The organism is Methylobacterium sp. 142-1Y (genome assembly GCF_057747795.1).
Map to the genome: position 1 here is coordinate 1,310,687 of NZ_CM173224.1, position 23,354 is coordinate 1,334,040.

At 69.9% G+C, this 23,354-nt stretch carries 25 protein-coding genes; 9 read left to right on the top strand and 16 right to left on the bottom strand.

Features of this window, described 5'->3' with window-relative positions:
- Positions 1-138 precede the first annotated feature (138 nt).
- Both AC3AOF_RS06105 and AC3AOF_RS06110 read left to right on the top strand, forming a co-directional pair.
- On the top strand, positions 139-390 hold the full coding sequence (locus tag AC3AOF_RS06105; RefSeq protein WP_488347962.1) for a DUF6356 family protein: 252 nt from the start codon (positions 139-141) through the stop codon (positions 388-390).
- Positions 391-515: 125 nt separating this feature from the next.
- Entirely contained in the window at positions 516-1,517 is a 1,002-nt protein-coding gene (locus AC3AOF_RS06110) for an ABC transporter substrate-binding protein (RefSeq protein WP_236991613.1), read from the top strand.
- 392 nt (positions 1,518-1,909) lie between these two features.
- Here the strand turns inward: AC3AOF_RS06110 and AC3AOF_RS06115 are convergent, their stop codons facing one another.
- On the bottom strand, positions 1,910-2,239 hold the full coding sequence (locus tag AC3AOF_RS06115) for a hypothetical protein (protein ID WP_488347963.1): 330 nt from the start codon (positions 2,237-2,239) through the stop codon (positions 1,910-1,912).
- Between the two features lie 356 nt (positions 2,240-2,595).
- Positions 2,596-2,925, bottom strand: a complete 330-nt coding sequence (locus tag AC3AOF_RS06120) for a hypothetical protein (RefSeq protein ID WP_236991611.1) — start codon at positions 2,923-2,925, stop codon at positions 2,596-2,598.
- A gap of 347 nt (positions 2,926-3,272) precedes the next feature.
- Between AC3AOF_RS06120 and cysS the strand changes: the two genes are divergently transcribed.
- Positions 3,273-4,652 carry a cysteine--tRNA ligase gene (gene cysS / locus AC3AOF_RS06125; protein WP_236991610.1) on the top strand — a complete coding sequence of 460 codons (1,380 nt, stop codon included), beginning with the start codon at positions 3,273-3,275 and terminating at the stop codon, positions 4,650-4,652.
- 42 nt (positions 4,653-4,694) lie between these two features.
- On the opposite strand, the gene AC3AOF_RS06130 is transcribed toward cysS, so the two are convergent.
- Complete coding sequence (locus AC3AOF_RS06130) at positions 4,695-4,901, bottom strand: DUF1737 domain-containing protein (RefSeq protein ID WP_336886949.1); 207 nt, start codon at positions 4,899-4,901, stop codon at positions 4,695-4,697.
- Positions 4,902-5,041: 140 nt separating this feature from the next.
- Complete coding sequence (locus tag AC3AOF_RS06135) at positions 5,042-5,635, bottom strand: LOG family protein (RefSeq protein ID WP_236991609.1); 594 nt, start codon at positions 5,633-5,635, stop codon at positions 5,042-5,044.
- Positions 5,636-5,840: 205 nt separating this feature from the next.
- Here AC3AOF_RS06135 and AC3AOF_RS06140 point away from each other — a divergent pair, with 205 nt between their 5' ends.
- From AC3AOF_RS06140 to pssA, 5 genes are all read left to right on the top strand, one after another.
- Positions 5,841-7,175: a LysM peptidoglycan-binding domain-containing protein gene (locus AC3AOF_RS06140; RefSeq protein WP_488347964.1), complete on the top strand. Its 1,335-nt coding sequence runs from the start codon at positions 5,841-5,843 to the stop codon at positions 7,173-7,175.
- A 145-nt stretch (positions 7,176-7,320) separates the two neighbouring features.
- The gene (locus tag AC3AOF_RS06145) at positions 7,321-9,261 is read left to right on the top strand and encodes an ABCB family ABC transporter ATP-binding protein/permease (protein ID WP_488347965.1); all 1,941 of its coding nucleotides are present in this window, start codon (positions 7,321-7,323) and stop codon (positions 9,259-9,261) included.
- A 168-nt stretch (positions 9,262-9,429) separates the two neighbouring features.
- Positions 9,430-11,676: a spermidine synthase gene (locus AC3AOF_RS06150; protein WP_488347966.1), complete on the top strand. Its 2,247-nt coding sequence runs from the start codon at positions 9,430-9,432 to the stop codon at positions 11,674-11,676.
- Positions 11,677-11,761: 85 nt separating this feature from the next.
- Complete coding sequence (locus AC3AOF_RS06155; protein ID WP_236991605.1) at positions 11,762-12,475, top strand: phosphatidylserine decarboxylase; 714 nt, start codon at positions 11,762-11,764, stop codon at positions 12,473-12,475.
- A 16-nt stretch (positions 12,476-12,491) separates the two neighbouring features.
- Positions 12,492-13,328, top strand: coding sequence for a CDP-diacylglycerol--serine O-phosphatidyltransferase (gene pssA / locus AC3AOF_RS06160; RefSeq protein WP_236991604.1), 837 nt, complete (start codon positions 12,492-12,494; stop codon positions 13,326-13,328).
- A gap of 270 nt (positions 13,329-13,598) precedes the next feature.
- Here the strand turns inward: pssA and tam are convergent, their stop codons facing one another.
- Positions 13,599-14,372 (bottom strand): trans-aconitate 2-methyltransferase, encoded by a 774-nt coding sequence (gene tam / locus AC3AOF_RS06165; protein WP_488347967.1) that lies wholly within the window; start codon positions 14,370-14,372, stop codon positions 13,599-13,601.
- 121 nt (positions 14,373-14,493) lie between these two features.
- On the opposite strand from tam, the gene mscL reads away from it, so the two are divergent.
- Complete coding sequence (gene mscL, locus AC3AOF_RS06170; RefSeq protein WP_236991602.1) at positions 14,494-14,904, top strand: large conductance mechanosensitive channel protein MscL; 411 nt, start codon at positions 14,494-14,496, stop codon at positions 14,902-14,904.
- Positions 14,905-14,907: 3 nt separating this feature from the next.
- On the opposite strand, the gene AC3AOF_RS06175 is transcribed toward mscL, so the two are convergent.
- The 11 genes from AC3AOF_RS06175 to AC3AOF_RS06225 all read right to left on the bottom strand — a co-directional run bounded on the left by AC3AOF_RS06175 (position 14,908) and on the right by AC3AOF_RS06225 (position 23,329).
- Positions 14,908-15,162, bottom strand: coding sequence for a hypothetical protein (locus AC3AOF_RS06175; protein WP_236991601.1), 255 nt, complete (start codon positions 15,160-15,162; stop codon positions 14,908-14,910).
- Positions 15,163-15,371: 209 nt separating this feature from the next.
- Positions 15,372-15,779, bottom strand: a complete 408-nt coding sequence (locus AC3AOF_RS06180; protein WP_236991600.1) for a DUF1236 domain-containing protein — start codon at positions 15,777-15,779, stop codon at positions 15,372-15,374.
- A gap of 141 nt (positions 15,780-15,920) precedes the next feature.
- Positions 15,921-16,673: a sigma-70 family RNA polymerase sigma factor gene (locus tag AC3AOF_RS06185; RefSeq protein WP_488347968.1), complete on the bottom strand. Its 753-nt coding sequence runs from the start codon at positions 16,671-16,673 to the stop codon at positions 15,921-15,923.
- A 143-nt stretch (positions 16,674-16,816) separates the two neighbouring features.
- Positions 16,817-17,608, bottom strand: coding sequence for a class II glutamine amidotransferase (locus tag AC3AOF_RS06190; protein ID WP_488347969.1), 792 nt, complete (start codon positions 17,606-17,608; stop codon positions 16,817-16,819).
- A 45-nt stretch (positions 17,609-17,653) separates the two neighbouring features.
- The gene (locus tag AC3AOF_RS06195; protein WP_488347970.1) at positions 17,654-17,953 is read right to left on the bottom strand and encodes a cytochrome C oxidase subunit IV family protein; all 300 of its coding nucleotides are present in this window, start codon (positions 17,951-17,953) and stop codon (positions 17,654-17,656) included.
- An 11-nt stretch (positions 17,954-17,964) separates the two neighbouring features.
- A complete protein-coding gene (locus tag AC3AOF_RS06200) occupies positions 17,965-18,627 on the bottom strand; it encodes a cytochrome c oxidase subunit 3 (RefSeq protein WP_488347971.1) in 663 nt (220 codons plus the stop codon).
- Positions 18,624-20,300 (bottom strand): cytochrome c oxidase subunit I, encoded by a 1,677-nt coding sequence (locus tag AC3AOF_RS06205; RefSeq protein WP_236991595.1) that lies wholly within the window; start codon positions 20,298-20,300, stop codon positions 18,624-18,626. The genes AC3AOF_RS06200 and AC3AOF_RS06205 overlap by 4 nt, the downstream gene beginning before the upstream one ends.
- On the bottom strand, positions 20,297-21,280 hold the full coding sequence (coxB, locus tag AC3AOF_RS06210) for a cytochrome c oxidase subunit II (protein WP_488347972.1): 984 nt from the start codon (positions 21,278-21,280) through the stop codon (positions 20,297-20,299). The genes AC3AOF_RS06205 and coxB overlap by 4 nt, the downstream gene beginning before the upstream one ends.
- Entirely contained in the window at positions 21,277-21,786 is a 510-nt protein-coding gene (locus AC3AOF_RS06215; protein ID WP_488347973.1) for a hypothetical protein, read from the bottom strand. The genes coxB and AC3AOF_RS06215 overlap by 4 nt, the downstream gene beginning before the upstream one ends.
- Entirely contained in the window at positions 21,783-22,841 is a 1,059-nt protein-coding gene (locus AC3AOF_RS06220; RefSeq protein ID WP_488347974.1) for a hypothetical protein, read from the bottom strand. The genes AC3AOF_RS06215 and AC3AOF_RS06220 overlap by 4 nt, the downstream gene beginning before the upstream one ends.
- Positions 22,838-23,329: a c-type cytochrome gene (locus AC3AOF_RS06225; protein WP_488348964.1), complete on the bottom strand. Its 492-nt coding sequence runs from the start codon at positions 23,327-23,329 to the stop codon at positions 22,838-22,840. The genes AC3AOF_RS06220 and AC3AOF_RS06225 overlap by 4 nt, the downstream gene beginning before the upstream one ends.
- Positions 23,330-23,354: the final 25 nt, after the last annotated feature.

Here is a 23,354-nt window from a genome sequence, read left to right on the forward strand (position 1 = left end):
TTTCCCAACCGATCGCGTTCTGGCGCAACCTGATTGCGCGATCATGCGAAAACGGAGGAAAATTCGCAATCCGCCTTCGCGGGGTCCGTGCGATCCTCAGCCTGCCTTTCGAGACCACCGAGACCCTTGGAAATCCCCATGTCGAAGCTGTCCTTCTCCGAGCACCCGGCCGCCGTCGGCGAGACCTATGTCGAGCATATGGGCGTCGCCACCAGCTTCGGGCTCAGCATGATCGCCGGCGGGCTCGCCTGCCTCGTCCACGGCATCCTGCCCTTCGCCTTCACCTCGACCGGCTCGCGCACGATCGTCCGTCTGCACGACCGCATGGTGGCGAATCGCAGCCGCGCCGCCCATCATCGGACCGAGACCTCCTCCGCCGTCTCGGCCTGACGCCTGCTTCTTTCGTCGCGGGTTGACGTGTCCGGGACATTTCCGGACCCTGGCTCCCTGAACGGCCCCGGCGGGCGCTCGATCGAAGCGTCCGGACAGGGGCCGAGACCAGGGAGCATTCGCCCATGCCGTTCCTCAGGCGCGCCGTCGGCGCGCTGGCCGTCGCGCTCGGCCTCGCCACCTCCGCCGCGCACGCCGAGACCGGCGAGGTGCGCTTCACCCGCCAGCCCGGCCTGATCTACATGCCGATGGTGCTGGCCGAGCAGCAGCGCCTGGTCGAGAAGCACGTCGCGTCGGCCGGCCTCGGCGACGTGAAGGTGAGCTGGGTCACGCTGACCAGCGGCGGCGCCTCGGTCGATGCGCTGATCTCCGGCAACGTCGATTTCGTCACCAGCGGCGCCACCAACCTGCTGCTCGCCTGGGACCGCACCCGCGGCGAGGTGAAGGGTCTCGCCGCCTCGGCCGGCGCCCCGATGATGCTCGTCACCCGCAACCCGGCGGTGAAGACGCTGGCCGACTTCTCGGCGAAGGACCGGATCGCGGTGCCGACCGTGAAGGTCTCCGCGCAAGCGGTGATGCTCCAGATCGCCGCCGAGCGCCAGTTCGGCGAGGCCGGCCGCAACAAGCTCGACGCGCTCACCGTGCAGCTCGGCCATCCCGACGCGGTCGGCGCGCTGCTGGGGGGCACCAGCGAGGTCAACAGCCACTTCTCGCTGCCGCCCTACCAGCAGATCGAGCTGAAGGACCCGAAGATCCACGTCGTGCTCAATTCCTACGACGTGGTCGGCGGGCCGTTGAGCAACGCCATCGTGTTCGGCCGCGGCAAGTTCATGGACCAGAACCCGAAGACCACCGCCGCGGTGCTGGCCGCCATCGACGAGGCCAACGCGCTGATCCGCGACGACCCGAACAAGGCCGCCGAGATCTACCTGGCGGCGACCAAGGAGAAGTTCACGCCCGACGAACTCGTCGCGATGATGAAGCAGCCCGGCGTCGTCTTCTCGGCCACGCCCTACGGCACGATGCTCCAGGCCGACCACCTGGCCAAGGCCGGCGTGCTGAAGAACCGGCCGAAGGCATGGACCGACTTCTTCGCCAAGGCGGTGCACGACCGGCCGGGCACCTGAAAGTCTGTTTGAGCGGATTTGACAGCCAAAATCCGACGGTGAGCATGAGATGTCCTACCCATCCACCTCATCCTGAGGTGTCAGTCGATCGAAGATCGACTGACCTCGAAGGAGGGCTCCAGGGATCGCGGAGGCTTCTGGAGCCCTCCTTCGAGGCTCCTTTCAGTCGCACCTCAGGATGAGGTGGTGGGTAGGATATCCCCCCAATAATCTCATGTATTTTTCAGAAATTGCTGCTCAAACAGGCTCTGAGAGTCTGTTTGAGCAGTTGCGTCGATCGATTGCGCACGCATGTCTTCCCGTCATCCCGGGTTCCGCTTTCGCGGCCCCGGGATGACATCGAGGGTTTCAACTCGGTCGGCCCACTCGAACAGACTGCCGAGCCGGGCCTTTCAGCGCGGCAGGATGTCGAGGCCGGTGCGGCCGAAGGTCAGCTCGCCGATGTCGCACTCCGCCGCGCTGTCGGCCGGAAACGCGACGGCACCGGAGGCCGAGGCACCGCCGGTGCCGTAGCCGTAGGCGGTGCCGCCCCAGCCGCTCGCGGCCCGCACCGGCCGGGCGCCCGGGCGGGCGTAGGGCCCGACGGCGTCGTGGTCGAAGGGGGTCCACATCCGGCAATCGTAGCCGGGCAGGCCGGGGACGACGGCCGCGCGAGGCCGCGGCGCCGCGACGGCGAGGGTCGGCAGCAGGGCCGTGGCGACGATGACGAGGCTTCGGATCATGCCCTGCGTTCCCGGCTGCCGCTTCCTGCGGCGCATAGGGCCCGAGATAGGCGGATCTGCGCGGCGCGCCAGCGGGGCATGCGCGATCCGGCGAAGCGGGTGTCGCATGCAGGGCAGGCCGCGCGGCCTGCCAGACTACCCGTTGAGATCTGAATATTGATCCCACTCTCGACCTCATCCTGAGGTGCGACTGAAAGGAGCCTCGAAGGAGGGCTCCAGGGATCGTGGAGGTGTCTGGAGCCCTCCTTCGAGGTCAGTCCATCTCCGATGGACTGACACCTCAGGATGAGGTCCAGGATTGGATGAAGCGGATGCTGCCCTGCTATCGAGCAGACAGCTCCCTCCTCAGAAACCGATCAATCCCGGCAGGTGATCCGGATCGGGCGCTCCGAGGTCTTCACGGCGGGAGCCGCCTCGATCGCGCCGGTATACTCGTCCTGGGCGGCGATGCCGTAGGAGGCCGACTTGGCGTAGCCTTGCGACTCGCACCAGGCATCCGCCACCACCTGGCCGCACTCGCCGCCGGTGGTCAGGCACTCGGCGACGCCGTAGCCGTCGCTGGAGGGGATCAGGAAGGTCTTCTCCACGCCGGTTCCCTGGCCGGTTCCCTGCGAGGCGGCCAGCGCCGGGGCGGTGGCGGAGGCCAGGACACCGAGGGCGCTGAGGACGGCGAGGGTGCGACGCATGGGGCAAACCTTCTGATCGGAGCCGTCGGCATCCGGCTCCGGCCCGACACTGGGCGTGGGTGGTAAACAATCTCTCTACGCATCGTGCGAGCGGGGCGATTACGCAGGGTCCGGCAGGGCTTTGCACCCGGCGGCGTCTGCCTTCTCGAATTGCTCACGGATTTGAGCTAACCCGGATCGGCTCGTTCGGGCGTCTCACCCGTGCAACAGGCGGCCGCCTCGGTCGCCGGCACGGGCGCCGCTCGGGCCTTCCGCCGGACGGGACCGAGCCCGATCCGGCAACGACTTAGAACCTCGGCCGGTGCCCCGCGCGGCGCCCCGGCCCGACCCCGTCCCGCAGGTGTTTCATGGCCTCGCTGTTGCGCCTCTACAACACGCTCTCCCGGGCCAAGGAGCCGCTCCGGCCGATCGATTCGGGCCGGGTGCGGATGTATGCCTGCGGCCCGACCGTCTACGACGCCGCCCATATCGGCAACGCCCGGCCGCTGATCGTCTTCGACCTGCTGTTCCGGCTGCTGCGCCACCTCTACGGGGCGGAGGCGGTGACCTATGCCCGCAACGTCACCGACGTGGACGACAAGATCAACGCAAGGGCGGCCGAGCGCGGGATCACCATCCGCGAACTCACCGACGGCACGCTGGCGCAGTTCCACGACGACATCCGCCGCCTCGGCATCCTGATGCCGGGGGACGTGAACGTGGCCGGCAAGCCTCCGGCGATGATCGAGCCGCGGGCGACCGACCACATCGTCGAGATGACGACGCTGATCGACCGCCTCGTCGCCGCTGGGCACGCCTACGTGGCCGAGGACCACGTCCTGTTCGACGTGCCCTCGATGCCCGATTACGGCGCCCTGTCGCGCCGCCCCCTCGACGAGATGGAGGCCGGGGCCCGGGTCGACGTGGCGCCCTACAAGCGCTCACCCCTCGATTTCGTGCTGTGGAAGCCGTCCAAGCCCGGCGAGCCGTCCTGGCCCTCGCCCGGCGGGATCACGGTCCCGGGGCGTCCGGGCTGGCATATCGAGTGCTCGGCCATGGCCTGGAAGCATCTCGGCGAGACCTTCGACATCCATGCCGGCGGCATCGACCTGGTGTTTCCCCACCACGAGAACGAGGTGGCCCAGTCCCGCTGCTGCTTCGGCACGCCGGTGATGGCCAACATCTGGCTCCATAACGGCTTCCTGCAGGTCGAGGGGGAGAAGATGTCGAAGTCGCTCGGCAACTTCGTCACCTTGCGCGAGGTGCTGGCGGATTGGCCGGGCGAGGTCGTGCGCCTCGCCATGCTGCGCACCCATTACCGCCAGCCGATCGACTGGACGCTCCGCGGCCTGGAGGAGGCGAGCCGCACCCTCGACCGCTGGTACGACGCCGTCGGCGACGCAGAGCCCGGTCCGGCGCCCGACAGCGTGCTCGAGCCGCTGCTCGACGACCTCAACACCCCGGCGGCCCTCGGCGAGGTGCACCGCCTCGACGACCCGGCGGCGCTGAAGGCGGGCGCCGGCCTGCTCGGCCTGCTCGGTCAGACCAAGTCCGAGCGCGAGCGGGCGGCGGTGGCGGCCTCCGGTGTCGATGCGGCGGCGGTGGAGCGGCTGATCGCCGAGCGCAAGGACGCCCGCGCCCGCAAGGACTGGGCCGAATCCGACCGGATCCGCGGCGCGCTCACGGCGCTGGGGGTGACGGTGAAGGATAACAAGGACGGCACCACTACCTGGACGGTGGGCTCGTAGAACCATGGGCCGAGGGGCGGCGTACCGCCCCTCGTGCCGCCCTCACTCCTTGACCACCGACGGCCAGACGATGGCCTGCGCCACGATCACATCCGTGCCGTTGAAGGTGCAGGAGGGCGAGCCGTACAGCCGGTAGCCGAGTGCCAGCGCCTCCGAGATACGGCGACAGAAATGGGCGTCGTCCTTACCCGTGATCAGGCGGTAGGGCAGCATGTCGTTCGGGGGCTTCGAGTCCGGGGCCGTGGTCAAGATGGGCTCCTGGTGGCGTTATGTGCTTATCCATCCACAACCTCGGGATGAGGTTGAGGGTAGGCGAGAGTGCGGAGCCTGCCACCGCCGGCTCCTGAATGTGCCGGAGGTGGCAGGCCTTCTCATGAGCCGCTGCAGGCTCAGAACTTCTCCTCGATCAGCGCCTCGGCCTCAGGCCGCGGCACCGTCTTGGCGATCGCCTCCCGCAGCATCGGCACCACCTGGTCCGGCTCCTCGGCGACGAGGTAGCTGAGATCCAGCCCCTCGCGGATGAAGCCGGTGCGGCGCATGTGGTCGAGGAGGCCGAGGAACGGCGCCCAGAACCCGGCCACCGAGAGCAGCAGGATCGGCTTGGCGTGCTGGCCGAGCTGCGACCAGGTCATCTGCTCGACCAGTTCCTCCAGGGTGCCGATGCCGCCGGGCAGGGCCACGAAGGCGTCGGAGCGGTCGAACATCAGCTTCTTGCGGGTGTGCATGTCGGAGACCACGATGGTCTCCTGCACGTCGTCGAGCATGCGCTCGCGCGACTTCAGGAAGTCCGGGATGATGCCGGTGACGTGGCCGCCATGGTCGAGCACCGCCCGTGCCACCGTGCCCATCAGCCCGACATTGCCGCCGCCATAGACCAGGGCGATGCCGGCCTCGGCCAGCTGGCGCCCCAGCGCCCGCGCCGCCGCCTCGAAGACCGGATCGGTGCCGAACCCCGAGCCGCAATACACGCAAACCGTCCGCATCGAGTCTCCGCACCGTTCGCAGCCGATACCCGGCCGTCGCCACGCAAGTTTCCGGCCGCGCCGCGCTTGTGAGCGCCGCGTGGTCTCGCCCCGCCAGTCCTGTTAATATGAGGGTGATGGCGCGGGCGTGTCGACCGGAGGCGAAAGGTCGCGCGGTCGTGCGTGGGCCATCGGCGGGAGGACCCGTGAGCGGGAGTGTTGCGCCATGACGACCGAGTTGCGGACGACCGAGTTGCGCAGGGGCATCGTCCTCGCAGGCGTCGGCCTCGTCGCCGGGTTCGTGCTCATCGGCGTCGCAGCGAGTGGAACGCGGCTGTTCTCGCTCGTCTCGCCGGAAGCCGAGCCGGCAGCGACGACCGCGACGCAGGCGCCCGCCCCGGCCGTCAAACCGCTCGCCGCCCTGCCGGCCGAGTCCCCAGCCAATGCCCCCGCCAATGCCCCCGCCAAGCCAGAGGCGGACGAGGCGCCGGCCTTCGACGTCATCCGGGTCGAGCCCGACGGGGCGAGCGTGGTCGCCGGGCGCAGCCGCCCCGGGGCCGAGGTCGAGATGCTGCGCGACGGCCAGCCCTTCGCCCGCACCAAGGCCGACGAATCCGGCAACTTCGCCCTGGTGCCGCCGGTCCTGCCGCCGGGCAGCCACGAGATCACCCTGCGCAGCACCGCATCGGACGGCGCCAAAGCCGCCGGCCGGGCCAGCGCCGTGGTGGTGGTGGCGCAGGACCGCCGCACCAGGCCCCTCGTCGCCGTGACGGCGCCCGGCCGGCCGACCGCCGTGCTCTCCCTGCCGGACACCGCGCCCAAGGCCGAGCCCGGCAAGATCGAATCCGGCAAGGCGGAGGCCAAGGCCGAGATCAAGCCCGAGACCAGGTCCCTTGCCGGTTCCCCGCCGGTCAAGGTCGTCGGCGTCGATGCCGAGCCGGGTGGGCGGCTCTACGTCACCGCGCAGGGCGCGCCCAAGGCGGACCTGCGCCTCTACCTCAACGACACGCTGGTGGCGCCGGGCCAGGCGGGACCCGATGGCCGCGTCGCCTTCACCATCGGGAGCGGGGTCAAGCCGGGCGATTACCGGGTGCGGATCGACCAGGTCGATCCCGCCTCCGGCGCGGTCAAGACCCGGGCCGAGACCGCCTTCGCGGTGCCGCCCGGCCTCGACCGGCCGGCCCCCGCCGAAGCCCCTTCCCGCCAGACCCTGCTGCGCGGCGCGCCTGCCACCACCGGCCCCGCAGCCGCCCCCTCGGCAGCCGCACCGTCCGCGGGCGGAACGGTCGCGGCTTCACCGCCATCGTCGGTCGCCGAGGCATCGCCGAATCCGGTCGATCCCGGCACGGTATTCGTGCCCGGTGTCAGCACCGCGAAGGTCATCCGCGGCGACAACCTGTGGAGCATCAGCCGCCGGGCCTACGGCCGGGGTCTGCGCTACACCGTGATCTTCGACGCCAACCAGGGCCAGATCCGCGATCCCAACCGGATCTATCCCGGCCAGGTCTTCGTGCTGCCGGGCGAGGGGCCGCAAGCGCGGGAGCCGGAAAGCCGCGGCTGACCCGATCGCGCCCGATCGCGCGAGGTGTCTCAGGTCGACCGCCGCGCGGGTGCGCCCCGCCGCAGGTCCGGGCCGCGTCGGGCGCGCTGTCTCCCCGTCGCGTCCTGGCCTATATGCGGCGCCGATCCCGTCCGGAACCGGTCCCTTGTCCACCACCCAGATCCCCCCGGCCGAGCCCGAGCGGCCCGGCCTCGTCGCGACCTACCGCCGCCTGTGGCCCTATCTCTGGCCCCACGGCCGGCCCGACCTGCAGCGCCGCGTCTTCACCGCCTTCGGGCTGCTGCTCGTCGCCAAGGTGGTCACCCTGGCGATGCCGTTCACCTTCAAATGGGCGACCGACGCCCTGGTGGCGGTGGTGGGCGGCAAGGAGGAGAGCGTCCCGACCGGGATCTGGGCCGCGCCGGCCCTGATGATCCTGCTCTACGGCGCCGCCCGGATCGCCATGGCGCTGCTGACGCAGGTGCGCGACGGGCTGTTCGCCAAGGTGGCGATGCACGCGGTGCGGCGCCTGGCGCTCCAGACCTTCCGGCACATGCACCAATTGTCCCTGCGCTTCCACCTGGAGCGCAAGACCGGCGGCCTGACCCGGGTGCTGGAGCGCGGCCGCAACGGCATCGAGGAATTGTCGCGCCTGATGGTGCTGACGCTGGTGCCGACCATCGTCGAGTTCCTGCTGGTGCTCGGCACGCTCGCCTACGAGTTCAGCCTGTCCTATTCACTGGTCGTGCTGGTGATGGTGGCGGCCTATCTCGGCTACACCTACAAGGCCACGGAGTGGCGCATCGCCATCCGCCGGCGGATGAACGATTCCGACACCGATGCCAACACCAAGGCGGTGGATTCGCTGCTCAACTACGAGACGGTGAAGTACTTCGGTGCGGAAACCCGCGAGACCGCCCGCTACGACCAGTCGATGGCCCGCTACGAGAAGGCCTCGACGCAGACCTACGTCTCGCTTGCGGTGCTGAATGCCGGCCAGGCGGTGATCTTCACGATCGGCATGAGCGTGGTGATGTGGCTGGCTGCCCGCGACATCATGGCCGGGCGGGCGACGATCGGCGGCTTCGTGCTGGTCAACACCATGCTGGTGCAGCTCTCGATGCCGCTCAACTTCATGGGCATGATCTATCGCGAGATCAAGCAGGCCCTGATCGACATCGACGACATGTTCAGGATCCTGCACCGCAACCCGGAGATCGCCGACCGGCCGGCTGCCGCTCCGCTCGCGATCGGCGAGGCGGTGGTGCGGTTCGAGGACGTGCATTTCGCCTACGTGCCGGAGCGGCCGATCCTGCGCGGCATCAGCTTCACGGTGCCGGCAGGCCGCACCGTCGCGATCGTCGGCCCCTCGGGCGCCGGCAAGTCGACCCTGTCGCGCCTGCTGTTCCGGTTCTACGAGCCGCAAGCCGGCCGCATCACGATCGACGGGCAGGACATCGCGTCGGTGCAGCAGGATAGTTTGCGCGCCGCGATCGGGATGGTGCCGCAGGATACCGTGCTGTTCAACGACACGATCGGCTACAACATCCGCTATGGCCGCTGGGAGGCGAGCGAGGAGGAGGTGAGGGAGGCAGCGACGCTCGCCCAGATCGACCGGTTCATCGCCGCCCTGCCGGAGGGCTACGACACCCCGGTGGGCGAGCGCGGCCTGAAGCTCTCGGGCGGCGAGAAGCAGCGCGTCGCCATCGCCCGCACGATCCTGAAGGGTCCGCCGATCCTGGTCCTCGACGAGGCGACCTCGGCGCTCGATTCCTTCACCGAGCGCGAGATCCAGGACGCCCTCGACCGGGTGAGCCGGGGCCGCACGACGCTCGTCATCGCCCACCGCCTCTCGACCGTGGTCGGTGCCGACGAGATCATCGTCCTCGACCAGGGCCGCATCGCCGAGCGCGGCACCCATCTGGCGCTGCTGGACCAGGGCGGCACCTATGCGGCGATGTGGAACCGCCAGCGCGAGGCGGAGGCCGCCCGCGAGGCCTTGAAGCGGGCGGAAGCGGAGGAGGGCGCGAGCCTGCGCACCCATCTGGAGCCGGGGGAGATTCCGGGGCCGGTGGCGAAGGCGCCGGAGCCGGCCTCGGTGTCGTGAGGCGCGGCTGGCCGCGTGACCCGGACCGAGATGCGTGATTGCGACAGCCCGTGCGAGAGCGGGGGAGAGATGAAACCCGTGCCCGATCCCGTCTCCCGATCGCTCTCCCACACGGCATCTTAAATCGCGGGCGGCTATGACGGGACCCGTCGCCGCCGGACCGATCCCATGCCGACCACCACGCTCCGCACGGCCCCCCGCCTCGGCCCGGCCCTCGCCCGCGCGCAGGTCCCGGCCGCCGCCGCGGCCTTGCTCCTGTCGGCGTTCCTGCTGTTCTCGGTCCAGCCGATGTTCACCAAGATGGTGCTGCCGCGCCTCGGGGGCAGCTCCGCGACGTGGTCGGTCGCCCTGGTGGTGTTCCAGGCCCTGCTGCTCGGCGGCTACCTCTATGCCCATCTGCTGGCCCGGCGGCTCGGCATCCGGGCGGCGCTCGCCCTGCATCTCGGGCTGATGCTGGTCGCGGGGCTCGCCCTGCCCATCGGCCTGCCGGCGGGCTTCGGCCCTCCGCCGGTGGAGAACCAGGCGCTCTGGCTCGTCGGGCTGTTCGCGACCGCGGTCGGGCTGCCGTTCTTCGCCCTCTCGGCGAACGGCCCGCTGCTCCAGGCGTGGTTCGCCCGATCTGGCCATCCGCGGGCCCGCGATCCGTATTTCCTCTACGCCGCCTCCAACATCGGCTCCTTCGCCGCCCTCGTCGCCTATCCGGTCCTGATCGAGCCGGTGCTGCCGCTGCGGGCCCAGGCCGAGGCCTGGTGCGGCGGGTTCGTGCTGCTGGGCCTCCTCGTCCTGGCATCGGGCCTGGCCGCGAGCGCGGGCGCGGCGGGCGCGGACGAGGCGCGGGTCGCATCGGCCTCGGCGGCGCCCGGCTGGCGCCGGCGCGGCGCCTGGATCGGCCTCGCCCTGGTGCCCTCGGCGCTCCTGGTCTCGGTCACCGCCCACATCTCGACCGACATCGCGGCGACGCCCCTGCTGTGGGTGGTCCCGCTCGCGCTCTTCCTCCTCACCTTCGCGATCGCGTTCCGGGACGGGACGGCCCTGCCCGGCCGCAGGCTGCTGCGCCTCCAGGTCTGGGGGACGGCGCTGGCGCTGGCGAGCTTCCCGATCGGGTTCGGGCTCTGGGGCGGGCTCGCGCTCCATCTCGGCCTGTTCTTCGTCAGCGCCCTGATCGCCCACGCCACGCTCTACCATGTGCGGCCGGCGCCCGACCGGCTGACCGAGTTCTACGTCTGCGTCTCCCTCGGCGGGGTGCTGGGCGGCATCGCCTGCGGGCTCGTCGCGCCGCTCGTGGTCTCGCGGGTGGTCGAGTACCCGGTGCTGCTCGTCGCCGCCCTAGCCTGCCGGCCCGGCTTCTTCTCCGGCAGCGCGCGCGCCTGGCTCGCCGAGGCGGGGCCCAGCGCGCTGGCGGGCGCGGGCGCGGCGGCCATCATGGTCCTGGCCGGAACGCTCCTGGGGGCGGCCGCCATGCCGCAGCTCCTCGTGCTGGCGGGCGCGGGCCTGCTGGCGGCGAGCTGGCGCGACCCGCACCGCGTCGCCGTGGCCGGCCTGCTCGCCGTCTCCGCCTGCCTGGCGATGATGCAGGCGGAGGCCGCGGTGAGCCTGCGCTCGTTCTTCGGCATCCATCGGATCGTCGAGACGCCGGACGGGCCGATGCGCCTGCTCATGCACGGCACCACCGTGCACGGGGCGATGCGGCTCGCGAAACCCGACGGCTCCCCGGAGCCCCTGGTCTACTACACGCCGGAAGGACCCCTCGGCACGGCGATCCGGGAGGTCCGCGCGGCGCGGGGCGGCTCCCTCGGCCGGGTCGCGGTGGTCGGGCTCGGCACCGGCAGCCTCGCCTGCCACCGGGCCGGGGACGAGGCCTGGCGCTTCTACGAGATCGACCCGGTCGTGGCCCGCATCGCCCGCGATCCGAAGAAATTCCGCTTCCTCGCGGCCTGCGGTCCCGACATGCCGGTGGTGCTGGGCGATGCCCGCCTGACCCTCGCCGAAGCGCCGGGCGGGCTCGGCGCCCTCGTCGTCGACGCCTTCTCGTCCGACGCGATCCCGGCCCACCTCCTCACCCGCGAGGCCCTGGCCCTCTACCTCGCCAAGCTCGCGCCGGACGGCGTGCTGGCGATGCACATCACCAACCGCCACCTCGATCTCGGCCGCATCCTGGCCCGGGTCGGGGCGGAGTTCGGCCTGTCGACCCACGTCGCCCGCGAATCGTTCCCCTTCGATCCGGTGCGGTTCCGCGCCGCGAGCACGGTCGCGGTGCTCGCCCGCGATCCCGCCCATCTCGGCGCGCTCGCGACCGATCCGGCCTGGGAGCGGATCGCCCCGGACCTGGCGCGGCGTCCCTGGACCGACGATTTCTCCAACATTCTCCAGGCGATGGCCGACAAGCGGGCCCTCCCGCGTCGATCGGATGATTGACGTGGCGCCACGCGCCTGCCATCCGCGGGCGCTGGACCGGCCGCGCGCGGCCGGCACAAGGCCCGAGGACCGACCCCGAGGACTCATGACCGACCTGTTCGAGACGATCCGCCGCGTGCTGGTGCCGATCCACAAGGAGGGCTACCCCTTCATCGCGATCGGCATCGTGCTGACGGTGCTCGCCGGCACCTTCGTGCAGTTCCTCGGCTGGATCTTCCTGCTGCTGACGCTGTGGGTCTGCTACTTCTTCCGCGACCCCGAGCGGGTCGTGCCGGTCGGCGACGGCCTGATCGTCTCGCCGGCCGACGGGCGGGTGAACCTGATCAGCACCGTGCTGCCGCCCTCCGAACTCGACCTGCCCTCGGTGCCGATGCTGCGCATCTCGGTGTTCATGAACGTGTTCGACTGCCACGTGAACCGGGTGCCGGTCACCGGCCGGATCGACCAGGTCCACTACACCCCGGGCCTCTTCCTCAATGCCGAGCTCGACAAGGCGAGCGAGGACAACGAGCGCAACGGCCTCGTGATCGAGACCCGGCAGGACGGCGAGCCGGTGCGGATCGGCGTGGTGCAGATCGCCGGCCTCGTGGCGCGGCGCATCGTCGACTGGGTCAAGCCCGGCGACGACCTCACCGTCGGCGACCGCTTCGGCCTGATCCGCTTCGGCTCGCGGGTCGACGTCTACCTGCCGGCGGGCACGCGGGTGCTGGTCGGCCTCGGCCAGAAGGCGGTGGCCGGCGAGACCGTGCTCGCCGACCTGCGCGGGACCGGCCCGGTGCGGCAGTTCCGCCGCACCTGACCGGGGAGGCCTCACCATGGACGATCTCTTCCCGCCCTTCGCGCCGGAACCGAACGAGCCCAAACCCCGCCGGTTCAAGCCGGTGCCGGTGCGGATGATCATCCCCAACATGATCACCCTGATGGCGGTCTGCCTCGGGCTGACCGCCGTGCGCTTCGGCTTCGAGGGCAAGTTCGAGCCGGCGGTGATCGCCATCATCGCCGCCGCGGTGCTCGACGGCGTCGACGGGCGGGTGGCGCGCCTGCTCAAGGGCACCTCGCGCTTCGGCGCCGAGCTCGATTCGCTGGCCGATTTCGTCAATTTCGGCTGCGCCCCGGCGCTGATCCTCTACACCTTCGTGCTGCACAACCTGAAGTCGGTCGGCTGGATCGTCGCCTTGATCTTCGCCATCGCGATGGCCCTGCGGCTCGCCCGCTTCAACGTGATGCTGGACGATCCCAACCGGCCGGAATGGAAGAAGGACTTCTTCGTCGGCATGCCGGCCCCGGCCGGCGCGCTGACGGTGATGCTGCCGCTCTACCTGCACTTCCTCGGCTTCGAGATGTCGCCGGCCCTGGCCCCGGTGGCGCTGATCTACATGCTGGTGATCGCCCTGATGGTGATCTCCACCGTGCCGACCTTCTCGGGCAAGACCGTCGGCAAGCGCGTGCCGCGGGAATACGTGCTGCCGATCTTCGTCGTGACGGTGGCGGCGTTCGGGCTCCTGATCAGCTTCCCGTTCGAGATCCTGGCGCTGTTGAGCCTCGGCTATCTCTGCGCGATCCCGATCGGCGCCGCCCAGTACCGGCGCAAGCTCAAGGCCGAGGTACTGCAGGCCCCCTCGGCCCCGGGCGACGACGCGTCGGCGGCCTGAGCGCTCGACCGGTTGGACAAGGAAAGACTCGTAGGCACTCTCTCCATCCAATCGACGACCTCATCCTGAGGTGCTGGCGATCGAAAATCGCATTCGACCCGTAGGAAGCCTCGAAGGAGGGCTCCAGAAGCCTCTGTGCTCTCTGGAGGCCCTCCGTCGAGGTCAGTCGATCTTCGATCGCGTGCGATCTCCGATCGCCGACACCTCAGGATGAGGTCGCGGGTAGGATCGGAAGAGCGATCGGATCGACCGGGCTGTGATGACCGTCGCTCACACCCGCCGCGCCACGATGAACAGCCGCGGGAACGGCAGCAGCACCCGCCCGTCCTCCTGCATCGGATAGGCCCGGCGCAAGGCATCCTCGTAGCGGGCGAGATAGGCCGCCCGGGTCCCCGGATCGAGCGGCGCCAGGAACGGCCGCAAGCCGGTGGAGCGCACCCACTCGACGATGCCGCGGTGCCCTTGCAGCGGGTGGACGTAGGTGGTGCGCCACAAATCGACGGTGCAGCCCGCCCGCGCCAGCCAGGTGTCGTAATCCTGGAACGTCCCGAGCGGGGTGCGGGCGCCCGCGGCACCGGCCAGGGCCTCGCCGAACGGCGCCTCCTCCGCCACCTCGCGCATCAGCCGGTGCGACGGCTCGTCGAGATTGTCCGGCACCTGCACGGCGAGGCAGCCGCCCGGCGCCAGGAAGCCGGCGAGGCGCGGCAGCAGGGCGGCGTGGTCCGGCAGCCATTGCAGCACGGCATTGGCGAAGATCAGGTCGGGGGCTGTGTCCGGCTCCCAGGCGGCGAGGTCGGCCTCGACGAAGGTGACGGCGGGCAGCGTCCGACGCGCCTCCTCCAGCATGGCGGGGGAGGAATCGAGCCCGGTAATCCGGGCTTCGGGAAAGCGCGCGGCGAGCAGCGCGGTGCTGTTGCCCGGCCCGCAGCCGAGATCGACCGCCCGGGCGGGCGCTTCGAGCGGCACCCGGGCCAGCAGGTCGGCGGCCGGCCGCGTGCGCTCGTCGGCGAATTTCAGGTACTGGCCCGCATCCCAATCCGCCATCGGACGACTCCCCGTCGCGCGTCTCCGCCCCAGCTTAACCGGACGGGTGCGGCCCGCGCGACGTCGGCCTGCGCGGGGCAGAATTGCCCGCACGGAAAGCCCCTCCGCGGAGATTCAAGGCATGATCGAGGAATTCAAGAAATTCGCCCTGCGCGGCAACGTGGTCGATCTGGCGATCGGCGTGGTGATCGGCGCGGCCTTCGGCGCCATCGTCACCTCGCTGGTGCAGGATGTGATCATGCCGACGGTCGGCGCGATCACCGGCGGGCTCGACTTCTCGAACTACTATCTGCCGCTGTCCTCGAAGGTGCAGAGCGGGCTGGCCTATGCCGAGGCCAAGAAGCAGGGCGCGGTGCTCGGCTACGGCCAGTTCGTGACCGTGGCGCTCAACTTCCTGATCGTCGCCTTCGTGCTGTTCCTGGTGATCCGCGGCATGAACCAGCTGGTGCGGCGCGAGGAGGTGAAGAAGGACGATCCGGCCGACGTGAAGCTGCTGACCGAGATCCGCGACCTGCTGGCGGCGCGGCGGTGACGCTCACCGTTTCGCCGGTAACTCGCGCAGGATGTCGTTGAGCGCATCCTCCACCGCCTCGCGGCCGGTGTCGTGGGCCTTCAGGCGGCCTTCGAGGCGGCGCAGCTGCGGGGTGAATTCCGGCGGCAGGCTCGGATCGCCGAGATAGTCGGGCTTCTCGGCCTCGGCATTGTAGGCCGAGCGGAGCTGCTGCCCGAGGTGCTCGCGCACCGGCTGCGGCAGCGCGGCGTCGTGGTTCCCGTGCGGGTCGGAAGGCATTGGGATTCGTCTCGTCGAGTGTCCGTGGCGCAGGTGTCAATCCGCCTGCCCCGATCATCAACAAGAACGACGATCAAGCCGGATTTGTTGCAGGTTCCGACGCAACGGCCGACACGATTTCACGCGACCGGACAGCAAAAAGCCCCGGTGCAAGACCGGGGCTTCCTGTACGCCAGGTTTGCGCCGCCCGAAGGCGGCGCCCGTAACGGTTAGTCGATCACCTGCACGATGCGGCGGGTGCCCGGATCGACCAGCACGACGCGGTCGTTGACCACGGTGTAGCGGCGGCCGCGGATGCCGTAATCGGACGGGACCTCGTAGTAGCTCACGCCCGAGGAGGGCAGCACGGTGCCGACGGCGACATCGCCGTCCCAGTCGTAGGAGCGGTGCTGGCGCACGGCGTAGGAGCGGAAGCGCGGGCGATCGTCGACGCCGAGCAGGCCGCCGACCGCGCCCGTCGCGGCGCCGACCGCACCACCGACGATCGCGCCGACCGGGCCGGCCGCCGCCGCACCGTCCTCGGCGCCGCGCTGGGCGCCGGGCAGCAGGCCCTGGGCCTGGGCGGCCATCGGCAGGGTCAGGGCGAGGGCAGCGGCAGCCAGGAGGGTCTTCTTCATCGGGTCGATCTCCGTTTCGTCCAGTCTACCCCGGTCGAGCGGGGCAGCTCTTCGGGGGGAGTAACGTCGCCCCCGGCGAAACGGTTCAATCGTTCGGCCGAAAAAATCGCCCCGAACCCCGCAGGAGTACTCCGGGCCGAATCAGGCGTCTTTCGGCATCGCCGACTGGATCAGCCGATCGGTGCCGAGATCTTCCTCGTCGTAGCCCAGCAATTCCGCCAGCCGGCCGCGGGCGCGGCTGACGCGGCTCTTCACCGTGCCGACCTTGCAGCCCATGATCGCCGCCGCCTCCTCGTAGGAGACGCCCTCGGCGCCGACGAGCACCAGGGCCTCGCGCTGGTCCGGCGGCAGCTTGGCGAGCGCGCTCTGCAGATCCTCGACGTCGAGCCGGTCGCCCTGGTGCGGCGCGGTGGCCAGCCGCGCGGCGTAGGAGCCGTCCTGGTCCTCGACCTCGCGCACCCGCTTGCGGTGATCGGAATAGAAGATGTTGCGCAGGATCGTGAACAGCCAGGCATTCAGGTTGGTGCCGGCCTGGAACCGGGCCCGGTGCTGCCAGCCCTTCAGGAGGGTGTCCTGCACCAGGTCGTCGGCCCGGGCCGGGTTGCTGGTGAGCGACAGCGCGAAGGCGCGCAAGGACGGCACCGCCTGCAGCAGCCCGTCGCGGAATTCCGGCAGGACGATCTCGCCCTGCGCCTTGAGCGCCGCTTCGAGGCGCGCGATGAGGTCGGCGAACCGGTTGTCCGGATCGGCCTCGCCCAGGGCCTCGTAGGTGGCCCGGAGATGGGTGCCGAGATGCGACCGGATGCTGGCCGACAGCCCGGGGCGGTCCTCCGCCGGCGAAGTCCGGGTCGACGGGTCGTTGGCCGACTGATTCGGGACGATGTCTCGCGTCATGGCTCTCGCGTCTGCCTGTCATTCAGGAAGATGGGCCCGGGGGCCGCGACCGGAAAGGGAGAGCTTAGCGAGAAACCGGCCGGAACCGATAGGGGCGGCAAGACACGAATATCGTCACGACCATCGTCACCACCGGCGCAGGCTCAGCCCCCGGCGCCGGCCGCATTCTCGTCCCCGTCCGGCACGCCGAGGCGGAAGGCCAGCACCTCGCCGGGGGCGAGGTCGGTCCAGTTCTCGTCGCGGGTCAGCGGCCGGGTCGCCACCACGGTCACGATGTCGTCGGGCGTGGTCTCCTGCGCGAAATCCACCCGCCAATCCTCGTCGATCAGCGTGGCGGTGCCGAACGGCGCCCGCCGGGTCAGGGTGCAGAGGCGCTTGCCGCAATGGGCATAGAGGGTGCGGCTGTCGGAGAGCAGCATGTTGAACACCCCGAGGCCGTGCAACTCGGCGCAGAGCTCCCGCACCGCCCCGTCGAGGCGGGTGGGCTTCGGCAGGCTGCCCCAGCGTTCCTCGAGCCTGCCCAGCATCCAGCAGAAGGCGTGCTCGCTGTCGGTGGTGCCGACGGGCTTGAAGCGGCCGAGCTTCAGGCGCTTCACGCCCTTCAACTGGCCGTTATGCGCGAAGGTGAAGGTGCGGCCCCACAATTCGCGGCTGAACGGATGGGTGTTCTCGAGCGACACCCGGCCGCGATTGGCCCGGCGGACATGGGCGATCACGATCCGGCTCTTGATCGGGTATTGCCGCAAGAGCCGGGCGATCTCCGAGCGGGCGCTCGGCTCCGGGTCGTGGAAGCTGCGGCTCCCACGGCCTTCGTAGAATGAGATGCCCCAGCCGTCCTGATGCGGCCCGGTCTCGCCGCCGCGGCGCGCCAGGCCCGCGAAGCTGAAGCGGATATCGGTCGGGACGTTGGCGCTCATGCCGAGCAATTCGCACATGGCGACGGTTATAGGGCCCGATCGGTGAGCGGGGAGTGAACGGGCTTACCCTCGGGAGAGGTAATCCACCAGCGTCATCGTGAACAGGATCCCGACCCAGAAGAAGCCGATGCCGGCAAACAGCTTCACCAGCGGCGGCTCGTGGCGGACCTCCATGGAGAACAGCAGGATCGTCACCACCATGGCACTCGCCACCAGAAGCTCGACGATCCAGACATGCGGGAAGGGGAGGGTGGCGCCCAATCCCACGTTGACGCCGAGCATCGCCAGGAGCGCGCACGCCGTCAGGACCGGCTCGCGCATGTGCCGCCAGAGGATGCGGCGCTCGTCGCTCGTGCCGAACATGGGGGCGCCTCCTACCGGTTGACCACGTAGAGGATCGGGAAGGCGAGGATCCAGATCAGGTCGATGAAGTGCCAGTAGAGCCCGAAGATCTCGATCCGGTTCTGATGCACGCTCAGGAAACCCGGCCGGCTCGCCTGCCAGGTCATCACCAGCAGGATGGTGATGCCGGTCATCAGGTGCAGGCCGTGCAGCGAGGTCGCGACGTAGTAGAGGTTCACGAACAGCCGCGAGGGCGGTGAATCTTTCAGTTCGTAGGGCCGGTCGGACAGGAACGGCATCATGTGTTCCTGGTAATCGGCGTAGTACTCGTAGCCCTTGAGCAGCAGGAACAGCGTGCCGAGCGCCGCGGTCGCGAGCATGAACCGCACCATGCCGCGCTGCCAGCCGAGCCGCGAGAGCTGGATCGCCCCCGACATGGTCAGGCTGGAGCCGATCAGCACCACGGTGTTGGTGGCGCCGATCCAGAACTTCAGGTGGCGCGCCGCCGCCTGCACCGCCTCGGGGTGGAGGATGCGCAGGATCAGCGCGGTGAGGAACAGCCCGGCGAAGAGCAGGAGCTCGGTCAGCAGCCAGGCCCACATGCCGAGCACGGCGGCGCGCTTCTGCTGCTCGACGGTCGCGAAATGCGAGACGAGCTTGACGCCCACCGCGGTGTCGGTCGCGCCTGCGCTCACGAGTGCTGCCTCCCGGTCTCGCGGGCCTGGAGCGGGTAGTCGTAGGGCACCTTCGGGGCCACCGGCTCGGTGAGGAAGTTGTGGGCCGGGGGCGGCGAGGGCACGGTCCATTCCAGGCCCTTGGCGTCCCAAGGGTTGGCCGGCGCCCGCTTCCCGAACCAGATCGAGTAGACGAGATAGACCATCGGGAAGAGGTAGCCGACCGCCAGGATGGTCGATCCCGCCGAGGACAGGATGTTGAGGAATTGGAATTCCGGCGGATAGACGTGGTAGCGCCGCGGCATTCCGAGATAGCCGAGGATGAATTGCGGGAAGAAGGTGACGTTGAAGCCGATGAAGATCAGGAAGGCGGAGATCCGGCCCCAGGCCTCGATATACATCCGCCCGGTGATCTTCGGCCACCAGAAATGCAATCCGCCGAGGAACGCCAGCACCGTGCCGCCGACCATGATGTAGTGGAAATGCGCCACGACGAAGTAGGTGGCGTGGACATGCTGGTTGATGGCGAGCGTCGCCAGATAGAGACCCGTCAGGCCGCCGAGCACGAACAGCCCGATATAGCCCATGGCGTAGAGCATCGGCGTGTCGAGCTTGAGCGAGCCCTTGTGGATCGTCGCGGTCCAGTTGTAGACCTTGACCGCGGACGGCACCGCCACCGCGAAGCTGAGCACCGAGAACGCCACGCTGGCGAAATCGCTCTGCCCGTTGACGAACATGTGGTGGCCCCAGACGAAGAAGGTCACCGAGGCGAGCCCGATCGCCGCGTAGGCGACGAACTTGTAGCCGAACAGCTTCTTCTGGGCGAAGGCCGGGACGATCTCGGAGATCACCCCCATCCCCGGCAGGACCATGATGTAGACCGCCGGGTGCGAGTAGAACCAGAACAGGTGCTGGAACAGCACCGGATCGCCGCCATAGGCCGGATCGAACACCCCGATATGGAAGGCCCGCTCGGCGATGAGCAGGATCAGCGCCACGGTGATGACCGGGGTGGCGAGCAAAAAAATCAGGCTGGTGGCGTAGTGGGTCCAGACGAAGATCGGCAGCCGGAACCAGGTCATGCCCGGTGCCCGCATGGTGTGGATCGTCACCACGAAGTTGAGGCCGGTCAGGATCGACGAGAAGCCGACGATCGTGACGCCGATGAGGGCGGGCACCACCCAGGTGTTCGAGAAGGCGGTGGAGAGCGGGGTGTAGAAGGTCCAGCCGGTATCGACGCCGCCCAAGACCACGCTCGCCAGCGTGAACAGGGCGCCGGTCATGAACACGTACCAGGAGGCGAGGTTCAGCTTCGGGAAGGCGAGGTCCCGCGCCCCGATCATCAGCGGGATCAGGAAGTTGCCGAAGGTGGCGGGGATCGAGGGGATCAGGAAGAACCACACCATCACGACCCCGTGGATCGTGAACAGCTTGTTGTAGGTGTCGTTGGTGAAGACCTGCCCGTCGGGGACGACGAGGGCCAGGCGCACCAGCCCCGCCGTCACCGCGCCGATGACGAAGAACGCGGTGATGCTGGCGAGATACAAAAGCGCGATGCGCTTGTGGTCGGTGGTGAAGAACCACGAGCGCAGGGTGTGCTCGGCATGCAGGTAATCGGCCCCGTGGCCGATGCGGGAATCCGGGGTGTGGGGGTCGCGCAGGGCCGGCCCGTCGGTGATGGTGCCGCTCGTCATTGAACCGGACCTCTTGGGCTCGTTTCCTGCTGGGCCGTCGCCCCCGTGCTCTTCAGGTACGAGACGAGACGGTCGAGGTCGTCGGGCGGGATCACGTTGCGGAAGGCCGGCATGACCTGCTTGTAGTCGGCGGCGAGCTTCTGCCGGTTCGGGTTCAGGATCTTGTCGCGAAGATACGTCTCGTCGGCGGTGACCGTGCGGCCGTCCGCGAGCCTGACCTCGCGCCCGTAGAGGCCGGCGAGCGACGGCGCCCGCACCTTGGCGCCGGGATCGTGGCAGGCGCCGCAGCCATAGGATTCGTAGACGACGCGGCCGGCTCCGGCCTGGCCGCCCTGCTGGGCGCCGGCATTCTGGAGCCAGGCGGCGTAGTCGGCCTGGGTCATTAGGGTCAGCGTCCCGTCCATCTTCGAATGGTCGGTGCCGCAATATTCCGAGCAGTACAGCCGGTAGCTGCCGGTGCGGTCGGCCTTGAACCACAATTCGGTGTAGCGGTCGGGCAGGGTCGCCATTTGCATCCGCAGGGCCGGCAGGTAGAGGTTGTGGATCACGTCCTGGCTGATCATCCGGATCTTGATCGGCTGGCCGATCGGCAGGTGCAGGTCGTTGATCTCGGATTGGCCAGTCGGGTGCTGGAACTTCCACATCCATTGCCGGCCGATCGCCTCGACCACCATGGCATCGCCCGGCACCTGCTTCGAGATGAAGAACAGCCGGGCGCCCCAGACGAAGAAGATCAGGGTGAGCAGGAACGGGATCAGCATCCAGCTGATCTCGATGAGCACGCTGCGGACATTGCCGTGGCTGCGGTCGGCCTCCTCGCCCTGGCGGTAGCGGATCGCAAACCAGGTGATGGCGACGAAGACCGGCACCGTGAGCAGCAGGGTCAGGACCGTGAAGGCGAGGATCAGCCAGTCGGTCTCGACCGCGGTGGCGGAGGCCGCGGCCGGCCAGAGCTGGAGCGCGAGGTCGGTCGGGTTCATCGAACGGGGGCTCCGCCGGCGGGCGGGACCGGATCGAGGGGGGACGGATCGAGGGATTTGCCGGCGATCAGCTGCATCGCCCGCGCGACCGGGATGCGGGCCCGCCCATCGGGCAGGGCCGCGTAGGTGGTGAGCTGCGCCTTGTCCCGCGCCTCCTGGCGGGCGAGGTCCTCGTAGGGAGCCCCCTGGAGGTTCGGTGGCGGCGGCTGCACCTTCGCGGTCTGCTGCGGCGTGAGACGCGGGGTGTCGGCGACGTGCCAGGCGCCGAACAGGTGCATCATCAGCCCGACCGCGCCGATCGCGAGGGCGACCGAGCCGGCGAGCCCCGCCACCACGACGGTGGTGCGGCGGACGTCGACATCCTCCTCCTCGAACCCTTCCGGGTTGTGCGGGCCCTGATCGGGCTCGGGCGGCGCGGCGGGCTTCATGCCGGAGAGGCGCAGGATCCCCGCCGCCGCGACGGCCGAGAGCAGGGCGAAGGGGCCGGGCCGGGTGATGCCGCTCACGAGACCTGCCCCCGCAGGCGGCGATCGACCGGGCCGTAGAGGCCGCCGGCGACGCCCACCACCCCGACGAGCGCCAGCGCGTCGGCCCAGGTGAAGCGGAAGGCGCCGCGAAAGCCCGGCGTGACGAGCCAGAAGATCTCGGCACCGTGGAGCAGCAGGATCAGCAGGGCGATGCCGGCGAGGAGCGCCGGGCGGCCGGCGGTCCGGCGCGGGATCAGGACCAGGACCGCCAGCACCATCACGCCGATCCCGGCCCAGACGCCGAGGCGGCCGAGCGCCCCGTCCCGGGCGAGGTACCAGCGCGCCTCGTCGGGGAGGTTCGCCGACCACACGGTGAGGTACTGGCACGCATGGACGAAGCCCCAGATCGCCAGCAGCACCAGGATCGGGTCGGCGAAGGCGGCGGCGGTGCGCTGGTCGCGGCCGGGCCGGCCGGAGGAATCGCGTGCCGCGATCAGGGCCGCCGCCGAGAGGGCGAGCCCCGCCTGGATCGTCATCACCAGGAGGCCGAAGGCGGTCGAGGCCAGGCCCGGATCGGCCGATTGCACCCAATCCTCCGCCGCCAGCGTGCCGGTGATCGTGGTGAGGATCAGGCCGAGGATGGCGCGGCTCCGGCGCTTGTCTGCCGCGGGGCTCCCGGGCTCGGCGGCCGGGCGGCGGAAGGTGTTGGCTAGCCAGAGCCAGACCGCCAGATAGGCGAGGCTGCGCAGGATGAAGAGGAGCGGCGTGAACCAGACGGCCGCGAACGGCGTGCGCGGCGGCACGCCGCGGTCCCAGGGGTAGAGGCCGTTGAGGCTCAAGAGCACCGGCAGCAGCAGCAGGCCGGCGATGGGGAGGAGCCCGAGCAGGCGGCGTAACGACGCGGCCATGGGGCCGGCGGCGAAGCCCGCGAGTTCGAGCCCCATGAGCAGCGGCAGCGCGCCGACCGGCAGGGCCACCAGCACCAGCCAGGCGGCGAGATAGGACGGCATCACCGGGCTGCCGGCGGCACCGGCGAATGCGCAGGCCGCGAGCGCCGCGATGCCGAGGGCGAGGGAGATCGGGCGACGGTTCATCGTGTGCCCCCCGGGCTGGTCCGGCTCGCCGCGGCGAGAGCGGCCTGGTCCTCCGCCGGCAGGCTCGCCGGCGTCGCGCCCTGGCTCAGTTGCAGGGCGCGGATATACGCCACGATCGCCCAGCGGTCGGCCGACGGCACCTGCGGCCCATAAGGCAGCATGGTGCCCTTACCGTTCGTGATCACGTCATAAAAATGTTGGGCCGGGGCCGCCCGCAGGCGGGCCTCGTCGAAGGCGGGCGGGCGCGGATAGCCGCGCTGCACGATCAGCCCGTCGCCGTGGCCGGCCCCACCGTGGCAGGGGGTGCAGAACACGTCGTAGCGTTCCTGGCCCCGCGCCAGCAGGGCGGGCGTCGCGGCGGCTGGCTGCGGCACCGGCCGGTCCGGGCTGTTGCGCGGCACGGTGCCGGGCACCGGCTGGCGCATCGTCTGGTTCTGCGGGAAGAACGGGTTCGCGTCCCAGGTCCTGGATTTGGGCTGGCTCACCATGTCGGCCTGATCGCAGGATACGAGC